Below are 25,105 nucleotides of genomic sequence, written 5' to 3'. Positions count from 1 at the left end.
CAAATATTTTTTAATAAATGATTTCATTACCATTCTCATCAAAGCGAATGCGTTTAGGAGCTGTGGTTACAGGGGTATTTTTTGCCACTTCTTGCCTTTTTTTAAGCCAGTTTTTAAAGTGTGACCTGTAATCTCTCACTTCTTTTAACCGTTCTCCTTGTAACTCCAAATGCTGATTAAAAGCCTCCAATTGCTCAGAAATCATGTTTTTATCAATTACTTTTAGGTTTTTGATTATTGCATTACAAAGATTCTCGTCGTTTAAATAATCACGTTTTAATTCGCTGATTGATTTTATCACTCCGTTATCAGATGAGTAATATTTTTTCTCATCAGTGATGGCGGAGGCGTCTTTATCATCATCATTTACATTTACATTATCATTTACATTTACATTAGGGGTTTGGTTGGGGTTTTCTTGGGGTTTTTTAGGGGTTAGGTTGGGGTTTTCTTGGGGTTTTTTAGGGGTTAGGTTGGGGTTTTCTTGGGGTTTTTCTTTTCTTGGTCTTCCTCCTTTTTTACCGTGCTCTGCTCCTAATCTGCCATTCTCAAACCTTTGATTATTAGCGTCTAATTGAGGTTTTATAAGGGCAAACATCGCTTTTGTTATCGGCTTCTGATTTTCAGTTGTTACTCCGTTTAAGCCATACTCCATTATGGCTGTAAGCACTTCTCCCTGAATATCTCTCGGCAGTTCCTTTATCCCTTCATAAAAACTCCTATAAAAGACGAAACTTTCTCTTTCCATAGGTTTCTATATTTTAATGAACGTAATTGTTTTTTAAACTTTGCCCTAAGCCCTCTCCTAAACATTACACGTCAAGTACAAGCGAGGGCAGAGGTCAAAGAATGAATGAGTATCTATGATATTTTTTGCAATTCCTTTTCTTGTTGCTCTTTCTCCATTATCTCTATGAAGTCAAACAAAGTAGGCATGCCTACTTCTTCATCGGCAGCCTTGCAATAAGATGCCCCATCTAAAAAGTATTGAGGATTGAGTTCAAAACCTATCCCATAACGACCCTTGAGGATTGCTCGATAAGGCACTGTCATTAGTCCTCCAAAGGGGTCTAATACTACATCTCCCTTATTGCTCATCTGCTCAATTACCCTGTCTGCTATATCGAACTGCATCGGGCAAAGGTGCATCTCTTTTCCCTTACTCCATTGGGAACCATTGAGGGTAAGCATACGAGTAATATCCGTCCAAACTTCTTCGCTCCAGCTTTGTGGCTGTAAGAGCATAAAGGAAGTAGGGAGTTTGCCATATAGGTCTAATGTTTCCGCAATCTTTACATTATGCTCGTGGTTATACACTTCATTAAGAGAGAAGTTTTTGTACTCCTGGAAAATAACATTGTGTGGTAGTTTGGCTAACTCTTCAGGGGTCAAACAACGATTACCAGAGGAGCGTGTAAATCCGTGTGCATCTATCTGCCATTTTGCACGTGTATACTCTTTTTTATCCTTTATTACAGGTTCATCTGCATAAGCATTTGTTTTGTCTGTAGCAGGCTTTCTAAATAGTAAGAGATACTCAGGCATACCTACTCCCATCTTTGTTCCGTCCTTACATTGTTCACTCCAACCCAAGCGATAGGTTTGGTTGTTCTCACGAACCACATCAGTAACAATGGTTTTCATACCCATATAAGCAAATCCATGCTTGGTGTAGTGCTGTATGCAATCCACATGAAAAGGATATACTGTTTGCACTCCCATTCCTGATAGTCCCATGGGTACAATACGGTCTTTTACGTGTATGGCAGCTATCCTGCCAGGCTGTAACACTCGAAATAAATTAGGGGTAAGATAGTCCATTTGTTTGAAAAACTCCTCATTGCTTTCAGAGTGCCCAAAATCAGCGTAATTAGGGGAGTACTCATATTGGGTGCTGAAGGGTATTGAGGTTAGAATAAGTCCCACACTATTATCTTTCAAAGCATGTGGGTTTTCTTTAGGGTCGAGTTCTAAAACATTATCGTTATTTACGATCTTGTAATTTCTCCCCACTATCTCTATACGCTCTACCCCTATTTTGCGGGTGAGTACTTGTGCCATTTCAGAATGAGATAGCCCGTATTTCTTGATTATTTCCGTCATATTCTTTACGAGTTTGTTATGGTTTTTCCACTTGTTTTCTAAGGTTTTACGCACGTTGCGTTCGGCTTCGGTATAGATTAAATCTACTCGCACCACGTTCTTCTGTAGGAAGCGTTGTAAGCGGTGTATAGATTGGATAAAATCGTTGAACTTATAGCCTATTCCTAAGTATATAGCCCAGCTGCAATACCGCTGAAAGTTACACCCTGAACCTGCTATCACGGGCTTTGCTCCTAACTCTTGTAACTCGCCATAAGAGAATTGCTTTATTATCTCCTCACGCTTTTCAAAGTCCTGAGACCCATATATTGATTTAAGGGTTGGGATAGCCTTTTCAATTGCTTTGCGTTCACTCTCTAAGTCGTGCCATATTACACGATGCGCTTCAGGGTCTTCTGCTCGGAGTTCTAACATCTTTTGGATACGATCCTCCAATGAGTCTCTTTTCTCCTTGGCCGAGGCTTGCAAGCCTAATGCTACATCTTTAAACAAAAGCCCTTGCCCATGCTTATCAAACCCTGCGTCTAAGTGATTGGTAGGTATTTCATGCCAACGCAAATCTAATTCAGGGAGGATATACCCTATATCGTCTGCCTCATTTTGGGTAATATCAGAAGGCTTTGTTACAAAAAGCCCCCAAGAGGATACCCATAACCAAAATTCCTCTTCTTTATGAGCATGTAGGGTGAGTTTGTCTGCTTTTGTGCTATCACGCTTAAAGAAACGTGTTTTAGCTTGTGACACATCCATCACCCCTAAGAAATCAGCATAAGCCAATAACTCAATATAATCATTAGGAGAAGGCGTGGCCGTGGCTACAAATCGATATTTGATATTGTCTGCTCCTCTGCGTTGTTGCATTGGGCCGGCATCACCTGTAAATAACCTCATAAACTCACGAAACGTTTTAGAACCTCCCAAACCTCTGAGGATACTTGCCTCGTCAAGGCTTGCTACCTGAAAGTGTCGAGGGTCTAATTTGCCGTCTCTGATACTTTCATAGTTGGTAAGGTATATCCCATCCTTGTCCTCTGTTTCCTCGATACGTCGAATAAACTTAGGGGCTACCTCCCAACCAAGGATATTTTTAGCATCCTCGATAAACTCTTGTCGTACAGATAGCGGGCAAACTATTAGCCCTTTGCCACCTCCTGCCTTTTGAAGGACTACTCGTACTGCTTCCAGCTGGGTAACGGTCTTATGTAGCCCAAAAGAAGCAAAGCAGGCACGCCTACCCCCCTCTACCATCCACTTTACCATTAATCGGTTGTGGGGCTTCATTCGTGGGTTAATCTCATCAAGGCTACAAGGAAACCCTTGCTTAGGGGCTATCTTGATTTTGTTCTTTAAAAACTCTTGATACTCGTTCATTTTTGATTTGAAATTAGAGATTTGATAAAGATTGCCGCGCGCTCAATCTCCTTTCAAATCGGTTGTTAATTATTTTCTTTGTAATTGTGTAACTTCTCTCGTCTTATAAAGCGATTAACAGTGCCTTTTGATACACCTAATTTTTCGCTTATTTCTCGCTGGGACATTCCTTGTTTTATGTATTTCAGTATGTCCTTTTCTTTGCCTGTAAGTTTCACCTTTTTTGAAAGGCTACCCTTAGGACGACCTATAAAAATGCCTTCTGCCTTTTTGCGAGCCAATGCCTCCTTGGTACGTTGGCTGATAAGTTGGCGTTCTATTTGAGCAGAAAGCCCATAGGCAAAAGCTATCACAGCACTACTTATATCATTATCCAATCGGTAATTATCCTTGATTGTCCAAATATTTACCTTTTTCTTTGTGCATTCGTTTAGAATAGCCATAATCATCATTAGACTTCTACCTAATCGTGATAGCTCTGAACAAAGGATATAATCTCCTGCCTTAGCTTTCTCTAAGAGTTTTCCTAACTCTCGTTTTTCAGGGTCTTTCGTTCCTGATATTCCCTCGTCTGAAATCCAACCATCTATTTTCATGTCATTCTTTTTACAGAAGTTCTTTATCTCATAGCGTTGGTTTTCTACGGTTTGCCTATCTGTACTCACCCTTATATATCCATATACCATAACTCATTCATTTTATAATTTTGCCCCGCTCACGGCTCGAAAGTGAGTGCTTGCCAATCGGGGGTCACCATGTCTTAGACATGAGATACATAACTTTCCAATGTTAGGTTTGTTAGTCGTTATCGGCTGTTTGTTCTCCTTTGCCTTTGCTTCTATCTATATAGACATGGCAAAATAGATGGTCAATCACAGCTTCTACTTTCATTATCTTTGCCGATAATAGTGTCATTGTATAAGGTTCAGGATTGTCCTTATCCTGCATATACTTATCAAAGAACGCAATACATAGAGGTTTGGTTTCCTCAGCATTGATAGCCTTTACTAAGAATTTATTACGAGTTGTGTAACGCTCATATTTCATCTCCATCTCAGCAATATAACAATTGACCTTTTCATCTTCTCCATTATCCTTGGTTAAGGTTACTATGTACAAATATTCTTGTTCCTTGAGTGATAACACTTCAAAATATCCTTGGTAATGCTGTTCTATGTAGTCCGTGAGGATCTGCATAGCTACTTCTACACTATTAGCATATAGGAAGAAAGTTTGTTTCTTTCCCATTACCTTTGCTACAGCTACCCATGTGGCAGCACATCCATTGACTAAGGTTGCTTGTCTTTGTATAGTGCTAACTTTTACCTCGGTAATATCTCCACTTTGTAGGAAGAAATTAATCTCCTCTAAGCTGTGATGGTCTAAGAATGTACCACGTTCAAAGATTATCTCTTTGCGCTCTATATTAACCAGCTCCCCAGTGCTTTCATCTACGAAGTTCTCAGGCCATTTTCGGTAAAGTGTATCGGCCAAGTACTTATCCTTCATCTCAGATAGGTTGGAGGTTGTGATGATCTCCTCCTCAAAACGATTAACGGTTTCTTTCATTGCTTATTTTCTTTTAAATCTTGCTTATTTACTTTTTTGCATTGGTTTTTAGACAGTTAGAAATGATTTTTTGCCTTGCTTAACGAGGGTGAAAATTGCTTATTCCTCATCGCTTGTTGGTTCAGGCAAATCTAATCCGAAAAAGTCCATACATAGCTGCCTGATTTGCTGTTTAAACTCCTTCTCCCATTCGTAAGTGGTCAGCTTGGTGCTGCTCTTCGGCACTCTTACCACTTCTCCAGTGGCAGGATTAACACGCTCTTCATAGTTACAAGTTGTCTTTAACAGCGTATGCACTTCATCAGGATTATATAACTCCCCCCACTCGTTATAGATAGCGGTCTGTATGAGTGGTATCCAGCAAGCCCAATAGAAGGCATTTTGCTCATTGCTCCTTTTCTTGCTACGCCTTTCAATGGTTAGGTTGATAGGCAAGCCCTCAAAGGAGCCAATCGCACGAGTTACCATCTCTCGGTTACCTACCAGCTTGCCGTCTTTAACGGTAGTGGGGATTGTTATCTTCTTCATTGTCTTTGAGTAATAGATAGAGGAATATAGCCGTTACCATGGCATGGGTAGCTTTGGTATAATCTCTTAGAATTATCAAGCTAAGGATGTTAAGGGCTAACAACAGTACAATCATTACTTTTGTCATAATAAAGGTTTAGCTATTTCTAAAAGTTCTTTTTGTTCTTCAAGAAATTTGTCTCTTATTGTATAATCGCTAAAAACTAATACAGCATTAAATTCATTTATGTCAGAATTACTATCTTTAGTTATTTTATTGTTTCTAACTCTTATACAGAAATGCATTCTATTTTTCTTACTCCAATCAGGCTGCCAACCTTCATTATAGTAGTCTCTAAGAACAATAAGCTTTCTAAGGGCTTCAAGGGCTTCAAAAACATCTCTCATCATTAGACATATACTCCCTTTTACATACTCTTTTTTCATCCATTCTTCAGCTTCCTCATACGTTGGCGTAGGTGCTTTTTGCTCAAAGCCTTGAAAAGTATATGGTGATGTAGATAGTGTAGGAACAGCTTCATTGTGAGTGGAAGTTAGTCGTCCTTGTTCTGTATATGAAAGCTTATAGTCCAAACAATCAAATTGAACAATAACTCTTTCACAATCAACACGTTTGTCTATCTCAACTACTTTCCCCTCTGATTTAGGAAAGAAGACTGAATCGTAAACCTTCATTCCTTTTTTAAATACTGTTTTCATGTTTTTTTGTTATTATCTTTTTTACTTTATCCAAAATATCTAAATGACTTTGTTTGCTGTCTAATAAATTACCTTCTAAGTCCCTATACATAAGTAAATTTTCATCATAAACAATAAATCTATGTAGTAGATTATGGTCTTTTATTGACAACTCTATTACATCTAACCAATAATCTTCATTATAGTTCCAATGATGTAAATGAAATCCTTTTTTCCTCTTTAGTCGTTGGGTTTTATTTTTTGCAAGTTGTTTTTCAGGATATTTTTCCTTATATTTTAAACGATATTTCTTTTTTGTTTCAGGGTCTTTTTTTAATAATCTATAATTTAACCTATAGTATTTATCACGCCCTCTTTTTCGTTCTTTATCTCTCCATTCTTCGTCATTAGATAATTTATTATACCTATTAATAACGTTCCTCTTTACACATTCCTTACATTTATTAATATGCCCATCTTTCATTCCCGAGTGGGTATAAAATTCACTTATAGATTTTTCTATCCCACATTCAATACATGTTTTTGTCTTCATAACTAAAAAGGTAAATTATCTCCTTCCTGATTGTCAAATATTGCAGGGTTCGGCTCTCTTCCATGGTTATCAAAGAGCTGCGGTTGTTGTACCTGCTGTGGTGCTCTCTGCGGAGGAGGTGCAGGTGCTGCTTGTGCTACTGGCTGCTGTGGTGTCTGCTGTACGGGTTGCTGATTGGCTACATTAGTAGTTTGTATCACCTCAATCTTCCATCCTTCAATCGTGTTAAAGTACTTAATCTCTCCGTATGGGCTTCTCCATTCACGTCCTCGAATATTGATATATACCTTTACAACTTGACCCACTTGCAAGCTGTCTAAGAGGTCACAACGCTGCTGGGTAAATTGAATGATGATCGTTTGTGGGTATTGCTCCTCCGTTACTATCACCAAATCCCGTTTCTCAAAGCCGTTTTGTCCTATCACCTGAGAGGGGAATATCTGTTTTATTCGTCCTTGTATTTCCATTGTTTTACTATGTTAGCTGTTTCCAAACTATTTTTTCAATTATTTTTACTTCAGCCTTATACACTTCAGTTGGTTGAAAGTCAAAATTATCTTCCACACTTTCTGTTAGTCCTAAATCTGCATCTAAACGAAAGTATCTATCATCTATTTTCAATACTTTATAATTATAGCAAGACCATCTTCTATTTTCATCTCTCCATTTATCAACAACATAATCATCATACTCCCAAAATAGATCATGTAATTCTCTCTCTGTGAACTTTTCTTTGTTCAACAATTTACTTAATAATTCATCCATATTTCTTCAATTTTACTTATAAAAACTTCTACTTTTATGCAGCTCCAAAACCTCACTGCTTTCCTTTCTGTTTGCCTCAATAAACGCCCTCGCTTGCTGTATGCTAAGGTGTGTTTTGATACTTCCGTAAGCGTGGGTATATTCTCCGTTGGCTCGTGCTTCTTCTATTGCTTCTTGTATGTACTCCTCGCAATAGTTATGCTCAATAGCATAGAGGTCATAACCCTTAGCTGTGATACCCTCCAAATGTACTGTATCGGTAGCATGGAATATTTTTTGTCCGTTGGGTAGGAATATCCGCCAACCGAAATTAGGTACATCGTGGTACAGCTTAACAGGTGACACCTTGAACGCCCCGTAATCGTATATCTTACCCACTTGCAATACATCTATATTCTTGATACATGGTAATTCTTCTAAGAGGAAATTGCCGCAAGCAATTCGCAAGGCTGGTCTTTCAGCTTGTAACCGCTGCAAGGTGCGTATTTTTAAGTGATCTCCGTGCTTGTGAGTAAGGAGTACTATTTTTAAAGAACGTTTTACTTCTTGTAAGGATTTGAGAGAAACGCCGCAATCTACCATTATTGCATTGTTGTATATCACGGCATTACCCTCACTACCAGAACTAATTACTTGTGTTTGTATCATTTTCAAATTCTACTACAGCTATTCCATTGACAAATAAGGTTTCACCATAGAGTACTGTTTGCTTTTTTGATTTTGCTTTATACTCTTCTATATTTTTTTTAAATATATCTATAGCCTCGTCTTCTGTTACAGCTTCTATTTCTATTATAAAGACTTTAGAATAGTGCTTTCTAAGTGTAATCTGGTGTTTCATACTGTCTCCCATTTATTTTCTGTTAGGTTATATACCCCTCGTGGGAAATATCTCATTTCAGGGCGTTCATCATATTCAAAAGCCCACTCTAAGCCAAAATACTCAACCATTACATCTCTTGGATTTTCGGCTGTTATCTTAATCACACAATCGCGGTCTAAGGTTTGCCCATTAAGACGATATACATGTGATTGTCCAAGGGTAAAATAACTTGTACTCATACTTACAAGGTTTTAAAATCAACTTGTTTAGGACTTTCTGAAGGAGCAGGAGCAGGTGTAGGAGCTACTGGCTCTTCTTGGGCAACAACCTCAGTAGGTTCGTTTTGTTCTACGATAACAGCATCTTGTACATACCTACCTGTTTGCGGATTATCTATATAACGCCCCTCGCTATCTGCTTGGTCTTTCTCTATAGCATTCTGCATCTCTACTGATAACACCCCGTAGCGATTAAGTAGGAGCTTGAGTACTGTCTTTTTTGCCATAGCGTCAAATTCATTTTTCCACACCCCTTTAAATTCTTTGGTGTTTTTGTCAATTCCACTTTGTGAGTACTTGCTTACATGCTCTTTAACCTGCTCAAGGCTCATATATAGCGATTGCTGAAAGCCGTTTTGTAGCTCAATGTATGCCAAATAACCTATGACTTTGCCTTCTGGATTTTCTCCTAAAAACTCAGTATGTCCTGTGAACTTGTTACGCTTAATCTCGCCTTCTCGTACCTCGCAAGTGTTAATTGTTCTATATTGACCGCTGCGGATCGCCAATTGGATAAAACCTTTATATCCCATTTGAAATTGAGGATGTACTTCTTGTGTTTTCCAATCTTTGTAAGCGATAACATACGCATACCCCAAGTTCTTGTTAAGTGGCAGATTTAGGGCTGTGGCATTCAATGCACACTTCATAAGCTCTGTATTATCACATTGCAACAGCTCTTTGTTGCTGTCAGAAAGGGCTAAGAGGTTTGACACAAATTCTGATTTTCTTGACCCTAATGTCTTTGTTAGGAAATCGGCTGTGTTAGCTTGATTAAGGAAGTTTCCTAATGTTAATTTCTTCTCTGTAGTGGTGATTGTTGTACTCATTTTGAATTGTATTTAATGTTATTCGTTTCTAAGAATTGGCGCAATGCTCTAAGTTGCGCCCTTGTACCTATTACCTCAAGTGTAAAGTGTAGTATTTCTTCTTGAGGTGCTGGAGCAGGGACTTCTTGAGGGGGGGCGGGTGCTTCTTGAATTGCTGGAGCTGGTACTTCTTCAGGTGCTTGCAAAGGAGCCACTTCTTTTGCCCTTGCCTCGGCTGCTAACCTTGCTTGCTCGGCTCGTGCCTTTTGTGCTTCAAGGCGTTGTAGTTCAGCTTCTCGTTGCTGTTTGCGATACTTTGCATTGTTAATAGACCTCATTACATCAAGTGTTTGCTTGTAGTCTGTAAGGATTTCCGCCTTATATTCGTCAGGGTCTGTTAGGCTCTCAATAAATTTAAGGCTCTTAACCACGTTTTCAATATTGGTATTTACAAGGTCTTTCAAGCTCTTGTCACTATCACTCAAACCTATCTTTAAACCAAGCCTTTCAAAAGGGAGGAAGTCAATGTTATTCGCCTGGCATAACTCTGTAAAATAAGCCCTGATACGTGCTTCTTTGTCTGCTTTTAAGCGCCTATCGAACTCGTCAATTTTCATCTTAAGAATGCCATCGGCTTTCTCATACTTTTCTTTGATAAAGGAGTTGTACGCCTTTTCAAAAACCATATAAGGTGCTACTACCTGCTCTTTGATACGTTTGCGCTGCTCTTCAAAGTTATCCAACTCTTTCTTAAGCATTACCTTGGTGTCCTTAACGGCCTTCTTAGTGTCCTCTGTTACGAGTTGCTTATCCAAGTCAAGCGCTGCGATACGCTTGTCAATTTCTTGCCCCACACTTTCTAATCGCTCATAGACGATCACGGGGAGTTGTTGTACGGTGATTATGTTCTCATTCATTTTTAATAAATTTTATTTGTTACTTATTCTTCGTATTGGCTTAGTCTCTCACGAAATTCAGCCGCTATATTCTGCCTTGCTACGTCAATGTAGTTGATGTAGTCATTAATCGGCACTTCACGGGTTACTTGGCTATCAATAGGGAGGGCTAAAAAACCTATCACTCTATCACTATCAGCCCCAAAGCCCCATATATGATGCTCGTCTATTCTGTCTATCTGTACGAGCCAATCGCCTATCTCATAGCATTTGCCCTTTTCTACTGATGTTTTCATTGTTCTTGTTTTTTATCGTTTTTAATTAGCTGGAGGACTTCACCATCATACAGCCCATAGCAATCATTGCTAAACCTTACCTTGACTATCTCAAGGCCTTCCTTATTGACTATCTCTACAATTACCCCTTCTTTGCCTTTTTGGTTTGCGGGGTCTTTTGGAATAAAGGGGCTTACCCTTACTTTATCACCTACTTTCATATTACCATGTTTTAGAAGTTGCATAATCGGGGTATATATCAGTATCTTTAAACTGAAATTCTTCATTGGCTCGGTTGGTGAGTACCGTTGTTAATACGCTTTCTTGCATCTCAGTAGCCTTAATCTCTTGGAAGTTGATGTATATATGCTGTATCTCTACACTGTGGGAACTTGCATTATTGCTACCCTCGCAATGAGTGGTTACATCATAATAGATAGCACAGTACCAATCATCAGGGTAATCGTCTTCTGTGATAAACTCACAGCTGAAAGACCTATTATCATCTTCGTGTAAGTCCAATAAATCACTGTAATAATAGTGTTGCTTGCGTTCTTCACTGAGCACGCGCTCAAATTCGGTATTAGTCATTGTTCTCATCGTAGTACGTATCTAAGTTGTGATTCTCTAAGGAGTTCTTGTAAGGAGTGTAGTGCCAAGCAGTCGCTATATGCTTCTTTCTGCTTGCTTGTTAGCTCATTGTAACGGCGCTTTTCATAGCACAAATAGCCGTCAATCACTTGTAGTTGCTGGTCTTGCACTTTTTTTGTCTTTTGCTTGCAAGAGAAAATTTTTTGAAGTATCTTTGCCATTGAAAAAAAATTTTATTTGTTATCATTATGCCTCGCATGCCAGCGGGGCTTTTTCTATTAATACTATATAGTACTCACCTTTATCTGTACGTATCTGTATTTTGCCATTTACTAATAGCTGCTGTACAGTGTCTATATAAGTACGAGGGTACATATACTTCTTTCCAATCATAAAGAATTTAACCAATGCTAAATCTCTAAGCTGCTGCATTATATCGTATCTCTTAGGTAAGCCCAAGGCTACACAAAATTGATCGCCTGTAACGTTTAATGGTTCTATTACTCGTGTCATAGCTTATTTGTTAAATCTTTTTCGTCAATTCCAAATTCTTTATAAACAGGTACAAGCGTTATGTTTAGCAGTTTGTTACTACACCTCTTCGCTAATCCTAATATAGCCACTTGTTTTATGTCCAAAGCCATCGCTAACCTTAAACTAAGTTGATTAGACTTTCTTATAGCATCAGATACATTCTTTGATAAATCGCCAGTGATATTATTTCTGTAATCTTTGGGCTTTTTTTTCACTTTATCTTCTTTTCTCATTGTTATTTACTTTTTTATTATTACTTTTGTAGTGTCAAAAAGAGGTGTATTTTTTATTTCATTTTGACAGTGCAAAGATACGACTATTTGTCGTATAAACAAATTTTTATACGAGAAAATGTCGTATTAAAAGTGTTAAAGTTTATAAGTATTTGATTTTTAAAAAGATACAATAATGAATTTAGAAGAATTTATCAAAGAGAGTATAAGTAATATTATTAGAGGTGTAGAATGTAGTCAAAAAGAATTAGAAAATACCAATGCTGTAATTAATCCATCAACAATCAATGAAAAGGGGTTTATTGATTATAGTGGAAAAAGGAAGGTTATTGATGTTCGGTTTGACGTAGCTGTTACGGTTAAAGATATAGAAGAAGGCAAGAAAGGTTTTAGAATAGCAGTTGCAGATATTATTTCCTTAGGGGCTAATAGCCAAGAAAAAACGGCTAATCAAGTAATTAGCCGCATAGCATTTGAAATACCTTTATTACTTCCTATAAAAGACAAACTAACAGAGGAAGCAAATGAAGCAAGTAATAGAGATTTAAATATTTATGCAAGTATGGTTTAGAAAGTAGTGTTTGAAACCTCTTCAAAATCAGATTTTAAATTAAGGTTATTTTCCATTACCAGATTATTAGTATTGTGTAATAGTTTTTGTTTAAAATCAAAGGAAAGATTATTATTAACGATTTGTTCAACTACCTGCCAGCTCACTTTGTCTCTGCTTGTCAAAAAAAGGGCTGTTTCAAGCTCCTTAATATAGGAATGTAATTCTTTTTCTGTCATAACAAACGAATTTTTAATTAAAGCACAAAGGTATGAAAAATAATTCTTATACGACAAAAAGTAGTATAAAAAAAATTGATGTTAATAGGCTAAACGAAGCTCTTGGCTACATTCAATATAAGAAAGGGTATAAAACCCAAACAGCTATTGCTGGTAAAATAGATTTCTCAAGAAACAACCTGTCTTCTGCTACAAAAGGAGATGAAAAATATTTAACAGAGGGATTGGCTGATAAAATAGTTGCTGTCTTTCCTGAAATCAATAAAGACTGGCTCCTAACAGGTAATGGCTCCATGCTTGTACCACAGATAGAAGAAGTTGTGCCAGAGGAGGAAGAGGAAGAAGACGATTTAGTATTATTCCTAAGAGACGAGCGCAAAGGGTATGATATTACCCTGACTGATATTTATGAAAAAACACGTATCCCTGTAAAAACGCTCAAAGAGGTACAACAAGGTATATCCGAGCTATCCACAAAGCAAAGGAATGCTTTATCTAAGTACATAGAGGAAGCAAGGGAATACTTTCAAGAAGATGCAATAGGAAATCCTATTGGGAAGCCTACTGGTTACTACTACCCTGAAGTATATGCAAAAGCTGGGTTTGATATTGCTAATTTTAACGATGAAATGCAGCGTATCCCTGTGTATATACCTAATTTTGGAGATGATGTTACCTTTATAAATGTGTATGGGGATAGTATGTATCCAAAATACAAAGCAGGAGATGTAATAGGAATTAAAGCTGTTGATTTCGTATATTTAGTATTCGGACATCCTTACGTGGTAGTGTTTGATAATGGAGATGTTAATATAAAGTATGTGCGCAAAGGTTCAGATGACCTTCATGTGAGTTTAGAAAGTGAGAATCCGAAATACGATCCTCGTGAGTATCCACTTAGAATTATTCGTGCTTTTTATGCCGTAAAAGGAAGTGTAAAGAAAGAGCGAATGTAAAAATGAACCAATAGTGAACCAAAACAAGGATAAATACAATATAACTAACTGAAAATAAATAACATACAAACAAATAATGACACACAAAACGTGTACCACACCATGAAAGAAAGTGAGGAGTAAAATACAAAAAGAGCTGTCCAAAAGACAGCTCTTTTTGTATTATAGCCAAATTTAGATTGCAAATAAATAGAATAAGTAACTCATTCTTATTTGCTTTTTCAAGGGCTAATTGCCATTAGCCCCTACACCTGCTCACGCTAATTTTTCGCAAACCATTTATGTTTGACTATAAGTTATACCGATGGAGGGTGCTTGCTGACCTTGTGGAAGGATTTTGTTACAACGAACTCCTATTATTTTAGGTACAAACCGATGATCATAAGGGCAAGGGTAACAAAGAGACTTACAAGCCATTTGATAAGGTCAAATTTGACTTGATATATTTCTTTTCTGAGATCTTCTTTCATCAGAAACATGTCTTTTCGTATGAGGTATAAATCGTCCTTAACCTCGGATTTATAGCGTGCTATATCTTCTTTATTGACAAATGTAGCTGCCTTAGTATCTACTTCTCTTTTTACATTTTCAGTTACAGAAGTAGCTATATAAGAAGTAAGTGCTTCAGCGGTTTCTTGGTTGAGCTTCTTACTTAATAGCTGGTATAATTGTGTTACAGTGATAGTCATTCTGTTTGTTTTATTGCTTGCGCAAAAATACGAAAAATATTTTAAAAACTCTCGCTTTTGAGGGGCTTTTTTATAGTCTATCATATTTAGAATACGGAATAGATAAGGTAAGAGACGCTTTCTTATTTGCTTTTTTAAGGGCTAATTGCCATTAGCCCCTACACCTGCTCACGCTAATTTTTCGCAAACTATTTCTGTTTGACCATAGAATACGGAATAGATAAGGCAAGGGACGCTTTCTTATTTGCTTTTTTAAGGGCTAATTACCATTAGCCCCTACAGCTGCTCACGCTAATTTTTCGCAAACCATTTCTGTTTGACTATAAAAACCTCCTCATCTCTAAAAGGATTTTTTTAAGGCCAAGGATAATTATCTATACTAACACAGCTTTTCGTCAAAAAACAAAAAAATAAACTTTACTTATTAAGAAATTACCACTATTTTTTGGTATGTTCTAAAAAATGATGTAAATTTGCGGTGTCTTATCTCAATAAGCCGAAAAGTCCTATTTTTTGAAACGAATAACTACCCAAGAAATCAATCGCTTAGCGCTTCCTGCTATCGTCTCAGGGGTGATAGAACCTGTTATCTCCCTTACTGATACGGTAATGGCAGGGCATATCGCCCTTAATACCAAGGAGGTACTGGGAGCGGTAGGGGTCGTTACGTCCTTTCTTTCGGCGCTATTATGGATTTTCATTCAGTCCAGTAGGGCGATCACCACTCAGGTGGCTTATGCCTACGGACAAGGGCGGTTGTCACAGGTCAAAGGTTTGGTGGCTCAAATCCTTCTTTTAAGCCTGGGTATCTCGTTATTTTCTTCTATTTTTTCCTTTGCCTGTAGTGAATTTATTTTAGAACGTTTTTATGATGCAGAGGGGACATTTTTAGACTATTGTTTGGATTATTTTCACATTCGCGTATGGGGATTCCCTTTTACGCTGCTCACCCTCACCATACATAGTATCTTTAGAGGCTTTCAGAACACCTCTTGGAGTATGTACATCAGTATCTTGGGAGGTGTTATTAACCTGGTATTCAACTATATATTTGTATATATTTTCCACTGGGACATCAAGGGGCTGGCCTGGGCGAGTCTTTTGGCACAAGGAACTATGTTTGTCGTCTCGGTGGTTGTTATGTATAGGAGGACACCCTTCAAATTCTTATGGGTCAATGGATTACACCCCAAGTTCATGGAGAGCATTCGTATGAGTGCCGACTTGCTCATACGTTCGTCACTGCTACAGGCTGTACTCTATTTTTCTTTCTCAAGGGCAACCCTCCTGGGGGCTAATGGAGACCATACCATTGTAGCTACTCATACACTACTGAATCAGGTATGGAGCTTTTCTACCTTTCTTTTTGATGGTTATTGCAATGCAGGGGGGCTACTCTCGGGCAGGCTCTATAGTACGCGCCAATACCAGACTATTAGGAAATTGGTAAGGCAACTCTTTTATGTCGTTTTGGGAATAGGCTGTGGTATAGCTCTTACATATCTGCTTTTGTATTATTGGATAGGTTCTTTGATGACTAAAAATGAGGATATCGCTTTGCTTTTCTACAAAAATTTTTGGATTGTGGTACTGATGCAGCCTATTACGGCTGTTACTTTTCTATTTTCGGGTATCTATAAGGGTATGGGCTTTACTCGAGTACTTCGCAATGCCTTTATTATTGCCACTATCTTAGGATTTTTCCCTACCTTCTATCTAACCCAAAATATACTGGAATGGGGCTTATCGGGGATATGGGTAGCCTTTTATATTTGGATGGTATTCAGGGGCGGTATCCTCTTTATTCACTACTTAAGTTTCTTCTATAATAGGTCTATGTGGCCAAGTATTTGATAATATTTTTTTTTAGAATAAAAAAATATTTGTATCTTTGTAGGGATTTTTGCAAAATATCTAATTACCTGATTTTGAAGAGAATACCTATAAAAGAAATTAATCGACTGGCCTTTCCTGCCCTTGTCTCTGGCATTATAGAACCTATCATCTCCCTTACTGATACTATAATGGCCGGACATATAAAAGAGAACACAAAGGATATACTAGGAGCGGTAGGTATAGTTTCCTCCTTTATCACGGCCTTGGTATGGATTTTCATTCAAGGGAGCAAAGCCATTTCGGCACAGATTTCTTATGCTTATGGGCAAAATCGACTTCAACAGATGCGAGGATTGGTAGCTCAAGTGCTCTCTTTGTCCTTAGTGATCTCGGTTGGTTGTGCGCTGATTACGTATCTCTTTACCGATTTTGTATTGAAGGATTTGTACAAAGCAGAAAAAGGGCTTTTGGAGAATGGTCTTATCTATTTTCGTATTCGTGTATGGGGGCTACCCTTGATCTTTTTGACTTTGGCCATACACAACATCTTTAGAGGCTTGCAAAACACCTCCTGGGCTATGTATACGGGAATTTTGAGTGGGGTTACGAACTTGGTTTTAGATTATCTGTTTGTTTTTGTCTTTGACTGGAATATTCGCGGATTGGCCTGGGCGAGTCTTTTGGCACAAGCCATCATGTTGGCCACTTCGGTATATCTGTTATATACAAAAACACCTTTTCGCTTTCAGCGCACCAGGAGATGGCACCCCGATTTCATGAAAAACACCCGTATGAGTTTAGACCTATTCTTGCGTTCGCTGATGATGCAAGCCACTCTGTATTTCTCTTACTATGTTGCGACAAGGCTAGGAGGAGGTAAGGAAAGTACCATTGTGGCTACTCATACAGTCCTGAACCAAGTGTGGCTGTTTTCCGTATTTCTTTTTGATGGTTTTTGTTCGGCAGGAGGGGTGCTTTCAGGCAGACTCTATAGCAGTGAGCAGTTTGCCTCTATTCGGTATATGATACGGGATTTGTTCTTTATCGTAACGGGGATAGGGTTGGGAATTGCTTTGGTATATTTCACCCTCTACATTCAAATCGGGGAATGGCTCACCAAGGATGCCGATATCCGTAGGCTCTTCTACCAGACATTTTGGATTGTGGTACTGATGCAGCCAATCAATGCGGTAACTTTTCTTTTTGATGGGTTCTATAAGGGGTTGGGTTTTACTAAAACCCTGCGTAATGCCTTCTTGATAGCCACTTTTTTAGGCTTTTTTCCCATCTATTACTTTGTAGAATACGCCTATCACTGGGGGCTTATGGGGATCTGGATTGCACTACTGATATGGATGGTCTTCCGTGGAGGTATCCTTATTATCCACTATAAGACCTTTTTTGTTACTTATAAAGGCTCGTTCTTTAGGATCAGATAAAAATTAAAACACATGAAAAATATAGCTATACTTATGGGGGGCTATTCCTCAGAAGCGGATGTCTCCCTCAAGAGTGCTGCCACTGTGGTGGAGTGCTTGGACAAGAACAAATATCGTCCCTACCCTATCCTTATTGCTAAGGATCGCTGGGTCTATACCGATGCACAGGGGCAGGAGTTTGCTATAGACAAGAATGATTTTTCCCTTACTCTCGCTGGTGAGAAGATCACCTTTGCCTGTGCTTTCAACGCCATTCATGGTACCCCTGGGGAGGACGGCCACTTGCAGGCTTATTTCTCCTTTGTCGGAGTTCCTATCACTGGTTGTAGTATGTATGCTTCCGCACTGACCTTCAACAAGCGCGATATGCTCTCAGTGCTAAAACCCTATGGAATTGCTCGTGCCAAGGCCTATTACCTGAATCGTGGCGATCACTTCTCCACTCGTGAAATTATCAAGTCTGTAGGCTTGCCCTGTTTTGTCAAGGCCAATCGCTCAGGCAGTAGCATAGGTGTTTTCAAGGCATATAACGAAAAAGATATAGATGAGGCTATAGAAAAGGCCTTTGAGGTGGATAATGAAGTCATCATTGAGGAATTTCTCAAGGGAATGGAAGTCTCTGTAGGGGTGATTACCTATCGTGGTAAAAAGCGGGTGCTCCCTATCACTGAGATTGTCTCCGAGAATGATTTCTTTGACCACGAGGCCAAGTACGAGGGCAAATCGCAAGAGATTACCCCCGCGCGCTTGAGCGAAGAGGAACGCAAGAGAGTAGAGGAAGTCGCCCTAAGGGTGTATAACCTCTTGCAAATGAAAGGCTTTAGCCGTAGCGAATATATCTTAGTCAAGGGAGAACCACATCTGCTGGAGATGAACACTACCCCTGGGCTTACCAAAGCCAGTATTCTCCCCCAACAAGCCAAAGCGGCAGGTATCACCCTAGCTAACCTCTTTGATAATGCGATTGAAGAAGCGATTAATAATGACTAGTGACTAGTGACTAATGACTAGTGACTAGTGACTAGTGACTAATGACTAGTGACTAGTGACTAATGACTAGTGACTAGTGACTAATGACTAATGACTGCTGATAATGAGTAAGAAGAGAAAGGCCAATAGAGCTAAGAAGATAGGGTTGCCCCCTGGGAGCTTGGTGTATTTCGGAGAGAAGGAAAAACTCTTGGATATAGATGTGATTTCCTACTCCGATACGGCTGTCTATGAACAAAAAGTAGGTAGTGCCCAAGAGGCGCTATCCCTTATCAAGGACAACCAAATCACTTGGATTAATATCAATGGACTGAATAACATAGAGGAGATACGCAAAATAGGGAACTATACCCAGCTGAACAACCTACTCCTGGAGGACGTACTCGATACCCAACACCGCCCCAAAGTGGAGCTGCTGGACGAACATCTGCTGGTGATTATCAAGATGCTCTACTACCAAAATGGTGAACTCATCGCTGAGCACTTAGCACTGCTGCTGGGGGAAAACTACCTCTTTTCCTTCCAAGAATCGGAAGGAGGCGATGTCTTTGATCCTATCCGCAAACTTCTACAAGCTCCAGAGAGCCTACTGAGGAAATCCTCCGCGGACTATTTGCTTTTTGCGCTTTTAGATAGTATTGTGGATAACTACTTGGCTATAGTGGATCGGATGAGTGATGCGATAGAGAGTATAGAGGATGAGATCATCGCTCACCCACGAGAGGATATGATTTCGGAAATACAAATGCTGAAAAAGAAAGCTACCTTTCTACAGAAATCCATCACTCCAGCTCGTGAGGTTATCAGCCGTATAGAGCGAAACAACCACTCCCTCATTCAGGGAAATTGTAAGCCCTATTTCAGGGATTTGCACGACCATATCGTACAAATAGCCGAAACGCTCGCCTCCTATAGGGATATCCTCTGGGGGCTTACAGATACCTATATGGGGGCGATGAGTAACCGAATGAATAACATCATGCGGCTTTTGACACTCATCTCTACCATATTTATCCCGCTGACCTTTATCGTAGGAGTGTATGGCATGAATTTTGAGCACATGCCAGAGCTGCACTACAAGTGGGCTTACCCTGCTTGCTGGGGGGTGATGCTACTGATTACCATAGGAATGATTATCTATTTCAGAAGGAAAAAGTGGCTGTAGATAGTGACTAATGACTAATGACTAGTGACTAGTGACCAATGACTAGTGACTAGTGACTAATGACTAGTGACTCATTCAAAACTTAAAACTTAAAACTTAAAACTCCATGAGTCGTACTTTTTACATTAAAAATCCTGAGGCGCCTAAGGTGATGAGTACTCAGGAGCTATTAGACCTCGTAGGAGGTAATTTCAGACAATTTGCGGTTAGAGATAATGACGAAGACCTTGATGAGATTATGCAAATGCCCTTAAACGAATTTGGCTATATGCTATTGGGACAGGATGGCATCAGCGGGCGAGGCTTTGAGTGTAGCTATTCAGCGGATGAGCATACTTACGATGTGCGTGTCTTTACCCCTAGTACCTCCGCCGACTGGCATGGGGCACTCTCCTTTATAGAGAAATTGGCCACTACCTTTGGCGTTTCGGTAACTGATGAGGAAGGAGAGACCTATGAGGGCAACAACATCACCTATGATTTTCGCCATGACATAGCCTTTGGTATCGCATCTATGGAGAAAGGCGATGAGGGTTACTTTATCTTTGGCACTATGCGTCCCATCTGCTTTTCAGATGAAGATATAGACCGAATCCTCGCGGCGGAGGATAAGGTAAAGGCTTTTGATGACTTTATCGCCGCACAGCGCCAGCATGAAGATCTCTATATAGCTCACCCCATTTTTGTCAAGAATGACCAAGATGAGATTATCGGCATTTATGCGCTGACAAAAACCGTCCATAGCGTACTTCCTTATAAGTATCCTCCGTTTATAGATATTACCAAGTATAACCTCTCCCAAGAAGACGTCAAGGAGTGGCGTGTGCATTTTGCTGATTATGATGCGCGTCTTTCTGACGAGGAGCAGTTTCCTACCATAGGCGAGATGGACTATCAGACTTTCTTAGAGCGCCTTCCTGAGGAGAAAATCCAAAAATTGGACGGACACTATATGTGTCTCTGCTTAGAAACTAAAGCCGAAATAGAAGCCTTATTGGGAAAGAAAACAAGCCTGTGGGGTAAAATAAAGAAGCTGTTTTAAAGAAAAACCTACAAATATTTTATTCTCTTCCAATAGAAGGTAAATGTGTAAAAAATACTTACAAATCATTGACTTTTCATCTTTATTTTTGTATTTTTGCGGTTCTATATATACTAACTTGATAAAAACATTTTCAAATGAAAGATAATAATCATAAGAAAAACACGGATGCCCTTGACTATCACGAGTTCCCACAACCAGGGAAGATAGCCGTGGTACCGACCAAGAAACACGCCTCCCAGTATGACCTCTCTTTGGCCTACTCTCCTGGAGTGGCAGAGCCTTGCTTGGCGATTGAAGAAAACAAAAACGATGCTTACCGATATACCAACAAAGGAAACCTCGTGGCAGTAATCTCCAATGGTACCGCCGTGCTTGGCTTGGGTAACATAGGTGCTGATGCAGCCAAACCTGTTATGGAGGGTAAAGGCTTGCTCTTTAAGATCTTTGCCGATATTGATGTATTTGACATAGAGGTCAATACCACTGATGTAGATGCCTTTGTCAACACGGTTAAGGCCATTGCGCCTACTTTCGGAGGAATCAACTTGGAAGACATCAAGTCACCAGAGGCTTTCGAGATTGAGCGTCGATTGAAGGAAGAATTGGACATTCCTGTGATGCACGATGACCAACACGGTACCGCCATTATCTCAGCCGCAGCACTTAAGAACGCTTTGGAGATCGTCGGCAAGGATATTCGTCAGATAAAGATGGTTGTCAATGGTGCAGGAGCTGCCGCTATTTCTTGTACTCGCCTGTATATTGCCTTGGGAGCTGACCCTAAAAATATCGTGATGTGCGATAGCAAGGGAGTCATTCGCAAGGACAATCCTAACTTGGACTACCTCAAGGCCGAGTTTGCCACTGACCGCGACCTACACACTCTTGAAGAAGCCATGAAAGATGCTGATGTCTTTATCGGTCTTTCCAAAGGGAATGTAGTAAGCCCAGAGATGCTCCTTAGCATGGCCAAAGACCCTATCGTGTTCGCCATGGCCAACCCTACCCCTGAGATTGCTTATGACTTGGCTACTCAAACCCGTTCGGACATCATCATGGCCACAGGCCGCTCCGATACCCCTAACCAAGTGAATAACGTACTTGGGTTCCCCTTTATCTTCCGTGGTGCCTTGGATGTACGCGCTACCAAGATCAATGAAGAAATGAAATTGGCCGCGGTACACGCCTTGGCCGAGTTGGCCAAGAAAACCGTACCAGACCAAGTGAATCTGGTATACGGAGGTGCCAATCTTAGTTTTGGCAAGGAATACATTATTCCTAAGCCTTTTGACCCACGCCTTATCTACGAAGTGCCGCCCGCTATTGCCAAAGCCGCTATAGAGACAGGTGTCGCACAGAAACCCATCACCGACTGGGACGCTTACCGTGAACAGCTGATGGATAGGCTTGGCGGTAGCAACCGAGAAATCCGTGTGCTTCAGGAACGTGCCCGCCAAAATCCTAAGCGAGTGGTATTCCCCGAAGCTGACCTTACGGATGTACTTAAGGCCGCCCAAAGGGTATACCAAGAAGGTATCGCTATTCCCGTACTGCTCGGCCCTAAGGATATTATCCAAAGCAAAATGGAAGAGCTCGGCTTTGAGGCCAACTTGCAGATCATAGATCCTAAAAGCCCAGAAGAGAGAGAACGTCGTCACCGCTTTGCCGACATCTACTGGAAGAAGCGTGAGCGCAAGGGCATCACTCAGATCAATGCCCGCCGCCTGATGCGTGAGCGCAACTACTTCGGTGCTATGCTGGTGAATACCGGTGAGGCCGATGCGATGATTACTGGTTACTCTCGCTCCTACCCACAGACCATTCGTCCTATCTTGGACTTGGTAGAGAAAGAAGAAGGCTTCCAGCGTATTGCAGCCACTAGTATCCTTATCACCAAGCGTGGCCCCTTGTTCCTTTCCGATACTACGATGAACCCTAATCCGTCTTCAGAAGACTTAACCGCTATCACTTTGGCGGTAGCCGAGAAAGCGAAGATGTTCGGTTTAGACCCTGCTATTGCCCTACTTTCTTACTCCAACTTTGGTTCTGCTCCTTCGGAAAGTACCAAAAAGCTCAGCAAGACAGTCTCCTACCTACACAAGAACTATCCAGAGCTTATTGTAGATGGAGAGGTACAGGTAGATGTTGCCCTTAACCCAGAGAAAATGGCAGCCATGTTCCCCTTCTCCAAGCTCAATGGCAAGGCCGCCAATGTGCTTATATTCCCTAACTTGGAATCGGCTAATATCACCTATAAGATCATGAAAGAGTCTGAAGGAATCAGCTCTATAGGACCTATCATCTTAGGACTCTCCAAGCCTATACACATCACTCTGATGAACGCTAGCGTAGATGAAATGGTAAATCTTACTACCTTCGCTGTAGTAGATGCCCAAGAGAGAGAAAGAAGGAAATAACGACAGCGTAATAATAAAAAAAGCAGCCCAAGGGCTGCTTTTTTTATTATATAGTCACATTACTCCACTACTTTGACAGGAGTACCATTATCTACATTGATCTGTCCGCTGGTAATCACCTGGTCGCCTGCGGCAAGGCCAGAGAGGATCTCTACTTTGTCTCCAAAGTTACGACCACTCTTTACGGTAACCAATTCTGCCATAGGCACCTGCTCACCTTTGTCGTTTTTGCCCTCTACAATCTTAAAGATTTTGTTTTGGCTTACACTTCCTACAAAGGCACTATGAGGCACTACCAAGGCAGTAGTTGACTGGCTTTGTCCAGCAAACTGAGCAGTGGCATACATACCAGCGCGGAGCTTTTTGTCCTTATTGGAAACCAATATCTCCACTGGGAACTTAAGAGCACCATCGGACTTAGGGGCTATAAATACGATTTTACCCTCTATCGTATCTGCTTCGGTGCTGGGTTTTACCTGCACCTTGTCCCCTACATGTAGGCGGCTTACTTGGGCTTCATCTACAGTGATTTTGAGCTTGAGGTTGTCTATATTCACCACATTGAAGAGGGCTTGTCCTGCCCCTACCATGGCGCCTTCTTCCACTAGCTTGCTGCTTATAATTCCGCTGATCTTGCTCTTTACAGCAGTGTCTCCAGAGACAATAGCTGCGGAGTTATAGTTGGCTTGGGCATTGCTAAGCTGTAGGCGTACTTGTTCCAATTGCTGGGCGGTAACCCCCCCTGTCTGGTAAGCACTCTCAAAGCGCTTGAGGTCTGCCTTAGCGTTCTCCAATACAGCCTTAGCGTTCTCCAACTGTACATTGGTACGGTCGGCTTTGGTGCGGGCAAGTACCTGTCCTTCATGGACAAAGTCACCTTCCTTTACATAAATCTGTACGATTTGCCCCCCCATTTCAGAGGAAACATTTAGGTCTTGTGCTGCTACGAAAGTTCCATTGGCAGAGAAGAGGTCGGATACATTCTCTTGAGCTACCTTAGCGGCACGTACAGCTACTTGTGCCTCCTGCTGAGCCACGATGGCCACTTCCTCGGCATTCTTCTGTTTGTTAGCATGTAAGCGATATGCTAAACCTCCCCCTAAAGCGAGTATCACAACAGCGATAAGTATTTTTTTCATTGTTTCTTAATTTTATATGTTATGAAGCTATCTTTCTTGATAAGGTCTTTTATATTCTTATTCAGGGCGCAAAGGTAAAACAAAAAACTTAATAAACAAAAAAAGTTTCCAACTTTTTTTGGTGATGCGTAAGAAATAATTTGTATCTTTGTTTTAGCTAACTGACATACAATGAAGACACTTTATCTTATCACCATTATAATAGTTATGGCATTGGGAGTGGTACACTCCGCATTGAGTTTTAAGAAGTTTGAGCATTTCACTGCTGAAGCTTTCTGGTTTTTTAGTGCAGGATTGGCGCTTATCTTTGCAGGAATAGCCAACTTGATGCACTACCAATTGCAACTGCCTCTTAGTTTCCGCTATTGCGCTGTTATAAATATACTTTTAGCTGCTTTTACGGTGCTACTAGCCGTAAAAACACACTTACCGACAGCACTATTAGTCGCTATTTTTTCGGTAATAATGACCTTTTTAATGTTTTTATAGTCAATCATATTTAGAATATGAATAAATACGAATAAATAAGGCAAGGAGTTCATTCCTAATTCACTCTCTTTCAAGGGCTAATTGCCATTAGCCCCTACAACTGCTCATGCTAATTTTTCGCAAACCATTTCTGTTTGACTATAAT

33 protein-coding genes are annotated in these 25,105 nt (G+C 40.1%); 9 read left to right on the top strand and 24 right to left on the bottom strand.

The annotated features are described in order from the left end of the window. Nucleotides 1-10 precede the first annotated feature (10 nt). The 21 genes from HMPREF1154_RS12970 to HMPREF1154_RS03525 all read right to left on the bottom strand — a co-directional run bounded on the left by HMPREF1154_RS12970 (nt 11) and on the right by HMPREF1154_RS03525 (nt 12,006). Complete coding sequence (locus HMPREF1154_RS12970) at nt 11-748, bottom strand: DUF6291 domain-containing protein (protein ID WP_050999698.1); 738 nt, start codon at nt 746-748, stop codon at nt 11-13. Between the two features lie 113 nt (nt 749-861). Next, nucleotides 862-3,474 carry a DNA methyltransferase gene (locus HMPREF1154_RS03615; protein WP_009641175.1) on the bottom strand — a complete coding sequence of 871 codons (2,613 nt, stop codon included), beginning with the start codon at nt 3,472-3,474 and terminating at the stop codon, nt 862-864. A 65-nt stretch (nt 3,475-3,539) separates the two neighbouring features. Beyond that, nucleotides 3,540-4,160 carry a master DNA invertase Mpi family serine-type recombinase gene (locus HMPREF1154_RS03610; RefSeq protein ID WP_009641225.1) on the bottom strand — a complete coding sequence of 207 codons (621 nt, stop codon included), beginning with the start codon at nt 4,158-4,160 and terminating at the stop codon, nt 3,540-3,542. 112 nt (nt 4,161-4,272) lie between these two features. Then, entirely contained in the window at nt 4,273-5,043 is a 771-nt protein-coding gene (locus HMPREF1154_RS03605) for a hypothetical protein (protein WP_009641194.1), read from the bottom strand. Between the two features lie 99 nt (nt 5,044-5,142). Further along, nucleotides 5,143-5,571: a hypothetical protein gene (locus HMPREF1154_RS03600; protein WP_009641258.1), complete on the bottom strand. Its 429-nt coding sequence runs from the start codon at nt 5,569-5,571 to the stop codon at nt 5,143-5,145. After that, a complete protein-coding gene (locus tag HMPREF1154_RS13475) occupies nt 5,540-5,698 on the bottom strand; it encodes a hypothetical protein (RefSeq protein ID WP_009641201.1) in 159 nt (52 codons plus the stop codon). The genes HMPREF1154_RS03600 and HMPREF1154_RS13475 overlap by 32 nt, the downstream gene beginning before the upstream one ends. Next, nucleotides 5,695-6,270, bottom strand: a complete 576-nt coding sequence (locus HMPREF1154_RS03595) for a hypothetical protein (protein ID WP_034566867.1) — start codon at nt 6,268-6,270, stop codon at nt 5,695-5,697. Before HMPREF1154_RS03595 ends, HMPREF1154_RS13475 begins: the two co-directional genes overlap by 4 nt. Then, entirely contained in the window at nt 6,254-6,802 is a 549-nt protein-coding gene (locus tag HMPREF1154_RS03590) for a hypothetical protein (protein ID WP_034566864.1), read from the bottom strand. Before HMPREF1154_RS03590 ends, HMPREF1154_RS03595 begins: the two co-directional genes overlap by 17 nt. A gap of 2 nt (nt 6,803-6,804) precedes the next feature. Beyond that, nucleotides 6,805-7,269 (bottom strand): DUF3127 domain-containing protein, encoded by a 465-nt coding sequence (locus tag HMPREF1154_RS03585; protein WP_009641244.1) that lies wholly within the window; start codon nt 7,267-7,269, stop codon nt 6,805-6,807. A gap of 7 nt (nt 7,270-7,276) precedes the next feature. Then, entirely contained in the window at nt 7,277-7,567 is a 291-nt protein-coding gene (locus HMPREF1154_RS03580; RefSeq protein ID WP_034566863.1) for a hypothetical protein, read from the bottom strand. A gap of 12 nt (nt 7,568-7,579) precedes the next feature. Beyond that, nucleotides 7,580-8,215 carry an MBL fold metallo-hydrolase gene (locus tag HMPREF1154_RS03575; protein WP_034566861.1) on the bottom strand — a complete coding sequence of 212 codons (636 nt, stop codon included), beginning with the start codon at nt 8,213-8,215 and terminating at the stop codon, nt 7,580-7,582. Continuing rightward, nucleotides 8,193-8,408, bottom strand: a complete 216-nt coding sequence (locus tag HMPREF1154_RS03570; RefSeq protein ID WP_009641188.1) for a hypothetical protein — start codon at nt 8,406-8,408, stop codon at nt 8,193-8,195. The genes HMPREF1154_RS03575 and HMPREF1154_RS03570 overlap by 23 nt, the downstream gene beginning before the upstream one ends. Then, nucleotides 8,405-8,629, bottom strand: coding sequence for a hypothetical protein (locus HMPREF1154_RS03565; protein ID WP_009641212.1), 225 nt, complete (start codon nt 8,627-8,629; stop codon nt 8,405-8,407). The genes HMPREF1154_RS03570 and HMPREF1154_RS03565 overlap by 4 nt, the downstream gene beginning before the upstream one ends. Nucleotides 8,630-8,631: 2 nt before the next feature. Next, nucleotides 8,632-9,498, bottom strand: coding sequence for a recombinase RecT (locus HMPREF1154_RS03560; RefSeq protein WP_009641262.1), 867 nt, complete (start codon nt 9,496-9,498; stop codon nt 8,632-8,634). Next, nucleotides 9,495-10,394, bottom strand: coding sequence for a DUF1351 domain-containing protein (locus HMPREF1154_RS03555; protein ID WP_009641249.1), 900 nt, complete (start codon nt 10,392-10,394; stop codon nt 9,495-9,497). Before HMPREF1154_RS03555 ends, HMPREF1154_RS03560 begins: the two co-directional genes overlap by 4 nt. A gap of 23 nt (nt 10,395-10,417) precedes the next feature. Then, nucleotides 10,418-10,669, bottom strand: a complete 252-nt coding sequence (locus HMPREF1154_RS03550) for a hypothetical protein (RefSeq protein WP_009641234.1) — start codon at nt 10,667-10,669, stop codon at nt 10,418-10,420. Next, on the bottom strand, nt 10,666-10,869 hold the full coding sequence (locus HMPREF1154_RS03545; protein WP_009641245.1) for a hypothetical protein: 204 nt from the start codon (nt 10,867-10,869) through the stop codon (nt 10,666-10,668). The genes HMPREF1154_RS03550 and HMPREF1154_RS03545 overlap by 4 nt, the downstream gene beginning before the upstream one ends. Nucleotide 10,870: 1 nt before the next feature. Then, nucleotides 10,871-11,248: a hypothetical protein gene (locus tag HMPREF1154_RS03540; protein WP_009641247.1), complete on the bottom strand. Its 378-nt coding sequence runs from the start codon at nt 11,246-11,248 to the stop codon at nt 10,871-10,873. Further along, the gene (locus HMPREF1154_RS03535) at nt 11,245-11,460 is read right to left on the bottom strand and encodes a hypothetical protein (protein WP_009641232.1); all 216 of its coding nucleotides are present in this window, start codon (nt 11,458-11,460) and stop codon (nt 11,245-11,247) included. The genes HMPREF1154_RS03540 and HMPREF1154_RS03535 overlap by 4 nt, the downstream gene beginning before the upstream one ends. Before the next feature lie 25 nt (nt 11,461-11,485). Further along, entirely contained in the window at nt 11,486-11,752 is a 267-nt protein-coding gene (locus HMPREF1154_RS03530; RefSeq protein ID WP_034566858.1) for a hypothetical protein, read from the bottom strand. Beyond that, nucleotides 11,749-12,006, bottom strand: coding sequence for a hypothetical protein (locus HMPREF1154_RS03525; protein ID WP_034566855.1), 258 nt, complete (start codon nt 12,004-12,006; stop codon nt 11,749-11,751). The genes HMPREF1154_RS03530 and HMPREF1154_RS03525 overlap by 4 nt, the downstream gene beginning before the upstream one ends. A 175-nt stretch (nt 12,007-12,181) precedes the next feature. Between HMPREF1154_RS03525 and HMPREF1154_RS03520 the strand changes: the two genes are divergently transcribed. Beyond that, entirely contained in the window at nt 12,182-12,577 is a 396-nt protein-coding gene (locus tag HMPREF1154_RS03520; RefSeq protein ID WP_009641219.1) for a hypothetical protein, read from the top strand. Here HMPREF1154_RS03520 and HMPREF1154_RS03515 read toward each other — a convergent pair. Beyond that, nucleotides 12,574-12,795, bottom strand: coding sequence for a hypothetical protein (locus HMPREF1154_RS03515; RefSeq protein WP_034566854.1), 222 nt, complete (start codon nt 12,793-12,795; stop codon nt 12,574-12,576). The two genes, HMPREF1154_RS03520 and HMPREF1154_RS03515, sit on opposite strands and share 4 nt — an antisense overlap. Before the next feature lie 224 nt (nt 12,796-13,019). Here HMPREF1154_RS03515 and HMPREF1154_RS03510 point away from each other — a divergent pair, with 224 nt between their 5' ends. After that, nucleotides 13,020-13,751 (top strand): S24 family peptidase, encoded by a 732-nt coding sequence (locus HMPREF1154_RS03510; RefSeq protein ID WP_232211962.1) that lies wholly within the window; start codon nt 13,020-13,022, stop codon nt 13,749-13,751. A gap of 356 nt (nt 13,752-14,107) precedes the next feature. On the opposite strand, the gene HMPREF1154_RS03505 is transcribed toward HMPREF1154_RS03510, so the two are convergent. Further along, nucleotides 14,108-14,440, bottom strand: a complete 333-nt coding sequence (locus tag HMPREF1154_RS03505) for a hypothetical protein (protein ID WP_009641259.1) — start codon at nt 14,438-14,440, stop codon at nt 14,108-14,110. 513 nt (nt 14,441-14,953) lie between these two features. Between HMPREF1154_RS03505 and HMPREF1154_RS03500 the strand changes: the two genes are divergently transcribed. The 6 genes from HMPREF1154_RS03500 to HMPREF1154_RS03475 all read left to right on the top strand — a co-directional run bounded on the left by HMPREF1154_RS03500 (nt 14,954) and on the right by HMPREF1154_RS03475 (nt 23,332). Next, nucleotides 14,954-16,294, top strand: coding sequence for an MATE family efflux transporter (locus HMPREF1154_RS03500; protein ID WP_009641184.1), 1,341 nt, complete (start codon nt 14,954-14,956; stop codon nt 16,292-16,294). Nucleotides 16,295-16,368: 74 nt separating this feature from the next. Next, complete coding sequence (locus HMPREF1154_RS03495) at nt 16,369-17,715, top strand: MATE family efflux transporter (RefSeq protein ID WP_009641267.1); 1,347 nt, start codon at nt 16,369-16,371, stop codon at nt 17,713-17,715. Nucleotides 17,716-17,727: 12 nt separating this feature from the next. Further along, complete coding sequence (locus tag HMPREF1154_RS03490; RefSeq protein ID WP_009641276.1) at nt 17,728-18,705, top strand: D-alanine--D-alanine ligase; 978 nt, start codon at nt 17,728-17,730, stop codon at nt 18,703-18,705. A 103-nt stretch (nt 18,706-18,808) separates the two neighbouring features. Beyond that, nucleotides 18,809-19,870, top strand: a complete 1,062-nt coding sequence (corA, locus tag HMPREF1154_RS03485; RefSeq protein ID WP_009641207.1) for a magnesium/cobalt transporter CorA — start codon at nt 18,809-18,811, stop codon at nt 19,868-19,870. A 106-nt stretch (nt 19,871-19,976) separates the two neighbouring features. Further along, nucleotides 19,977-20,912, top strand: coding sequence for a DUF4299 family protein (locus tag HMPREF1154_RS03480; RefSeq protein ID WP_009641176.1), 936 nt, complete (start codon nt 19,977-19,979; stop codon nt 20,910-20,912). 137 nt (nt 20,913-21,049) lie between these two features. After that, the gene (locus HMPREF1154_RS03475; RefSeq protein ID WP_009641265.1) at nt 21,050-23,332 is read left to right on the top strand and encodes an NADP-dependent malic enzyme; all 2,283 of its coding nucleotides are present in this window, start codon (nt 21,050-21,052) and stop codon (nt 23,330-23,332) included. 59 nt (nt 23,333-23,391) lie between these two features. Here HMPREF1154_RS03475 and HMPREF1154_RS03470 read toward each other — a convergent pair whose 3' ends face one another. Continuing rightward, a complete protein-coding gene (locus HMPREF1154_RS03470) occupies nt 23,392-24,471 on the bottom strand; it encodes an efflux RND transporter periplasmic adaptor subunit (RefSeq protein WP_009641275.1) in 1,080 nt (359 codons plus the stop codon). 171 nt (nt 24,472-24,642) lie between these two features. Here HMPREF1154_RS03470 and HMPREF1154_RS03465 point away from each other — a divergent pair, with 171 nt between their 5' ends. Then, the gene (locus HMPREF1154_RS03465) at nt 24,643-24,960 is read left to right on the top strand and encodes a hypothetical protein (RefSeq protein ID WP_009641233.1); all 318 of its coding nucleotides are present in this window, start codon (nt 24,643-24,645) and stop codon (nt 24,958-24,960) included. Nucleotides 24,961-25,105: the final 145 nt, after the last annotated feature.

Origin of the sequence: Capnocytophaga sp. CM59 (assembly GCF_000293175.1) — a bacterium.
Classification (GTDB): domain Bacteria; phylum Bacteroidota; class Bacteroidia; order Flavobacteriales; family Flavobacteriaceae; genus Capnocytophaga; species Capnocytophaga granulosa.
The sequence above is the reverse complement of the archived record's forward strand: the minus strand, read 5'-3'. Positions and strand labels throughout refer to the sequence as shown.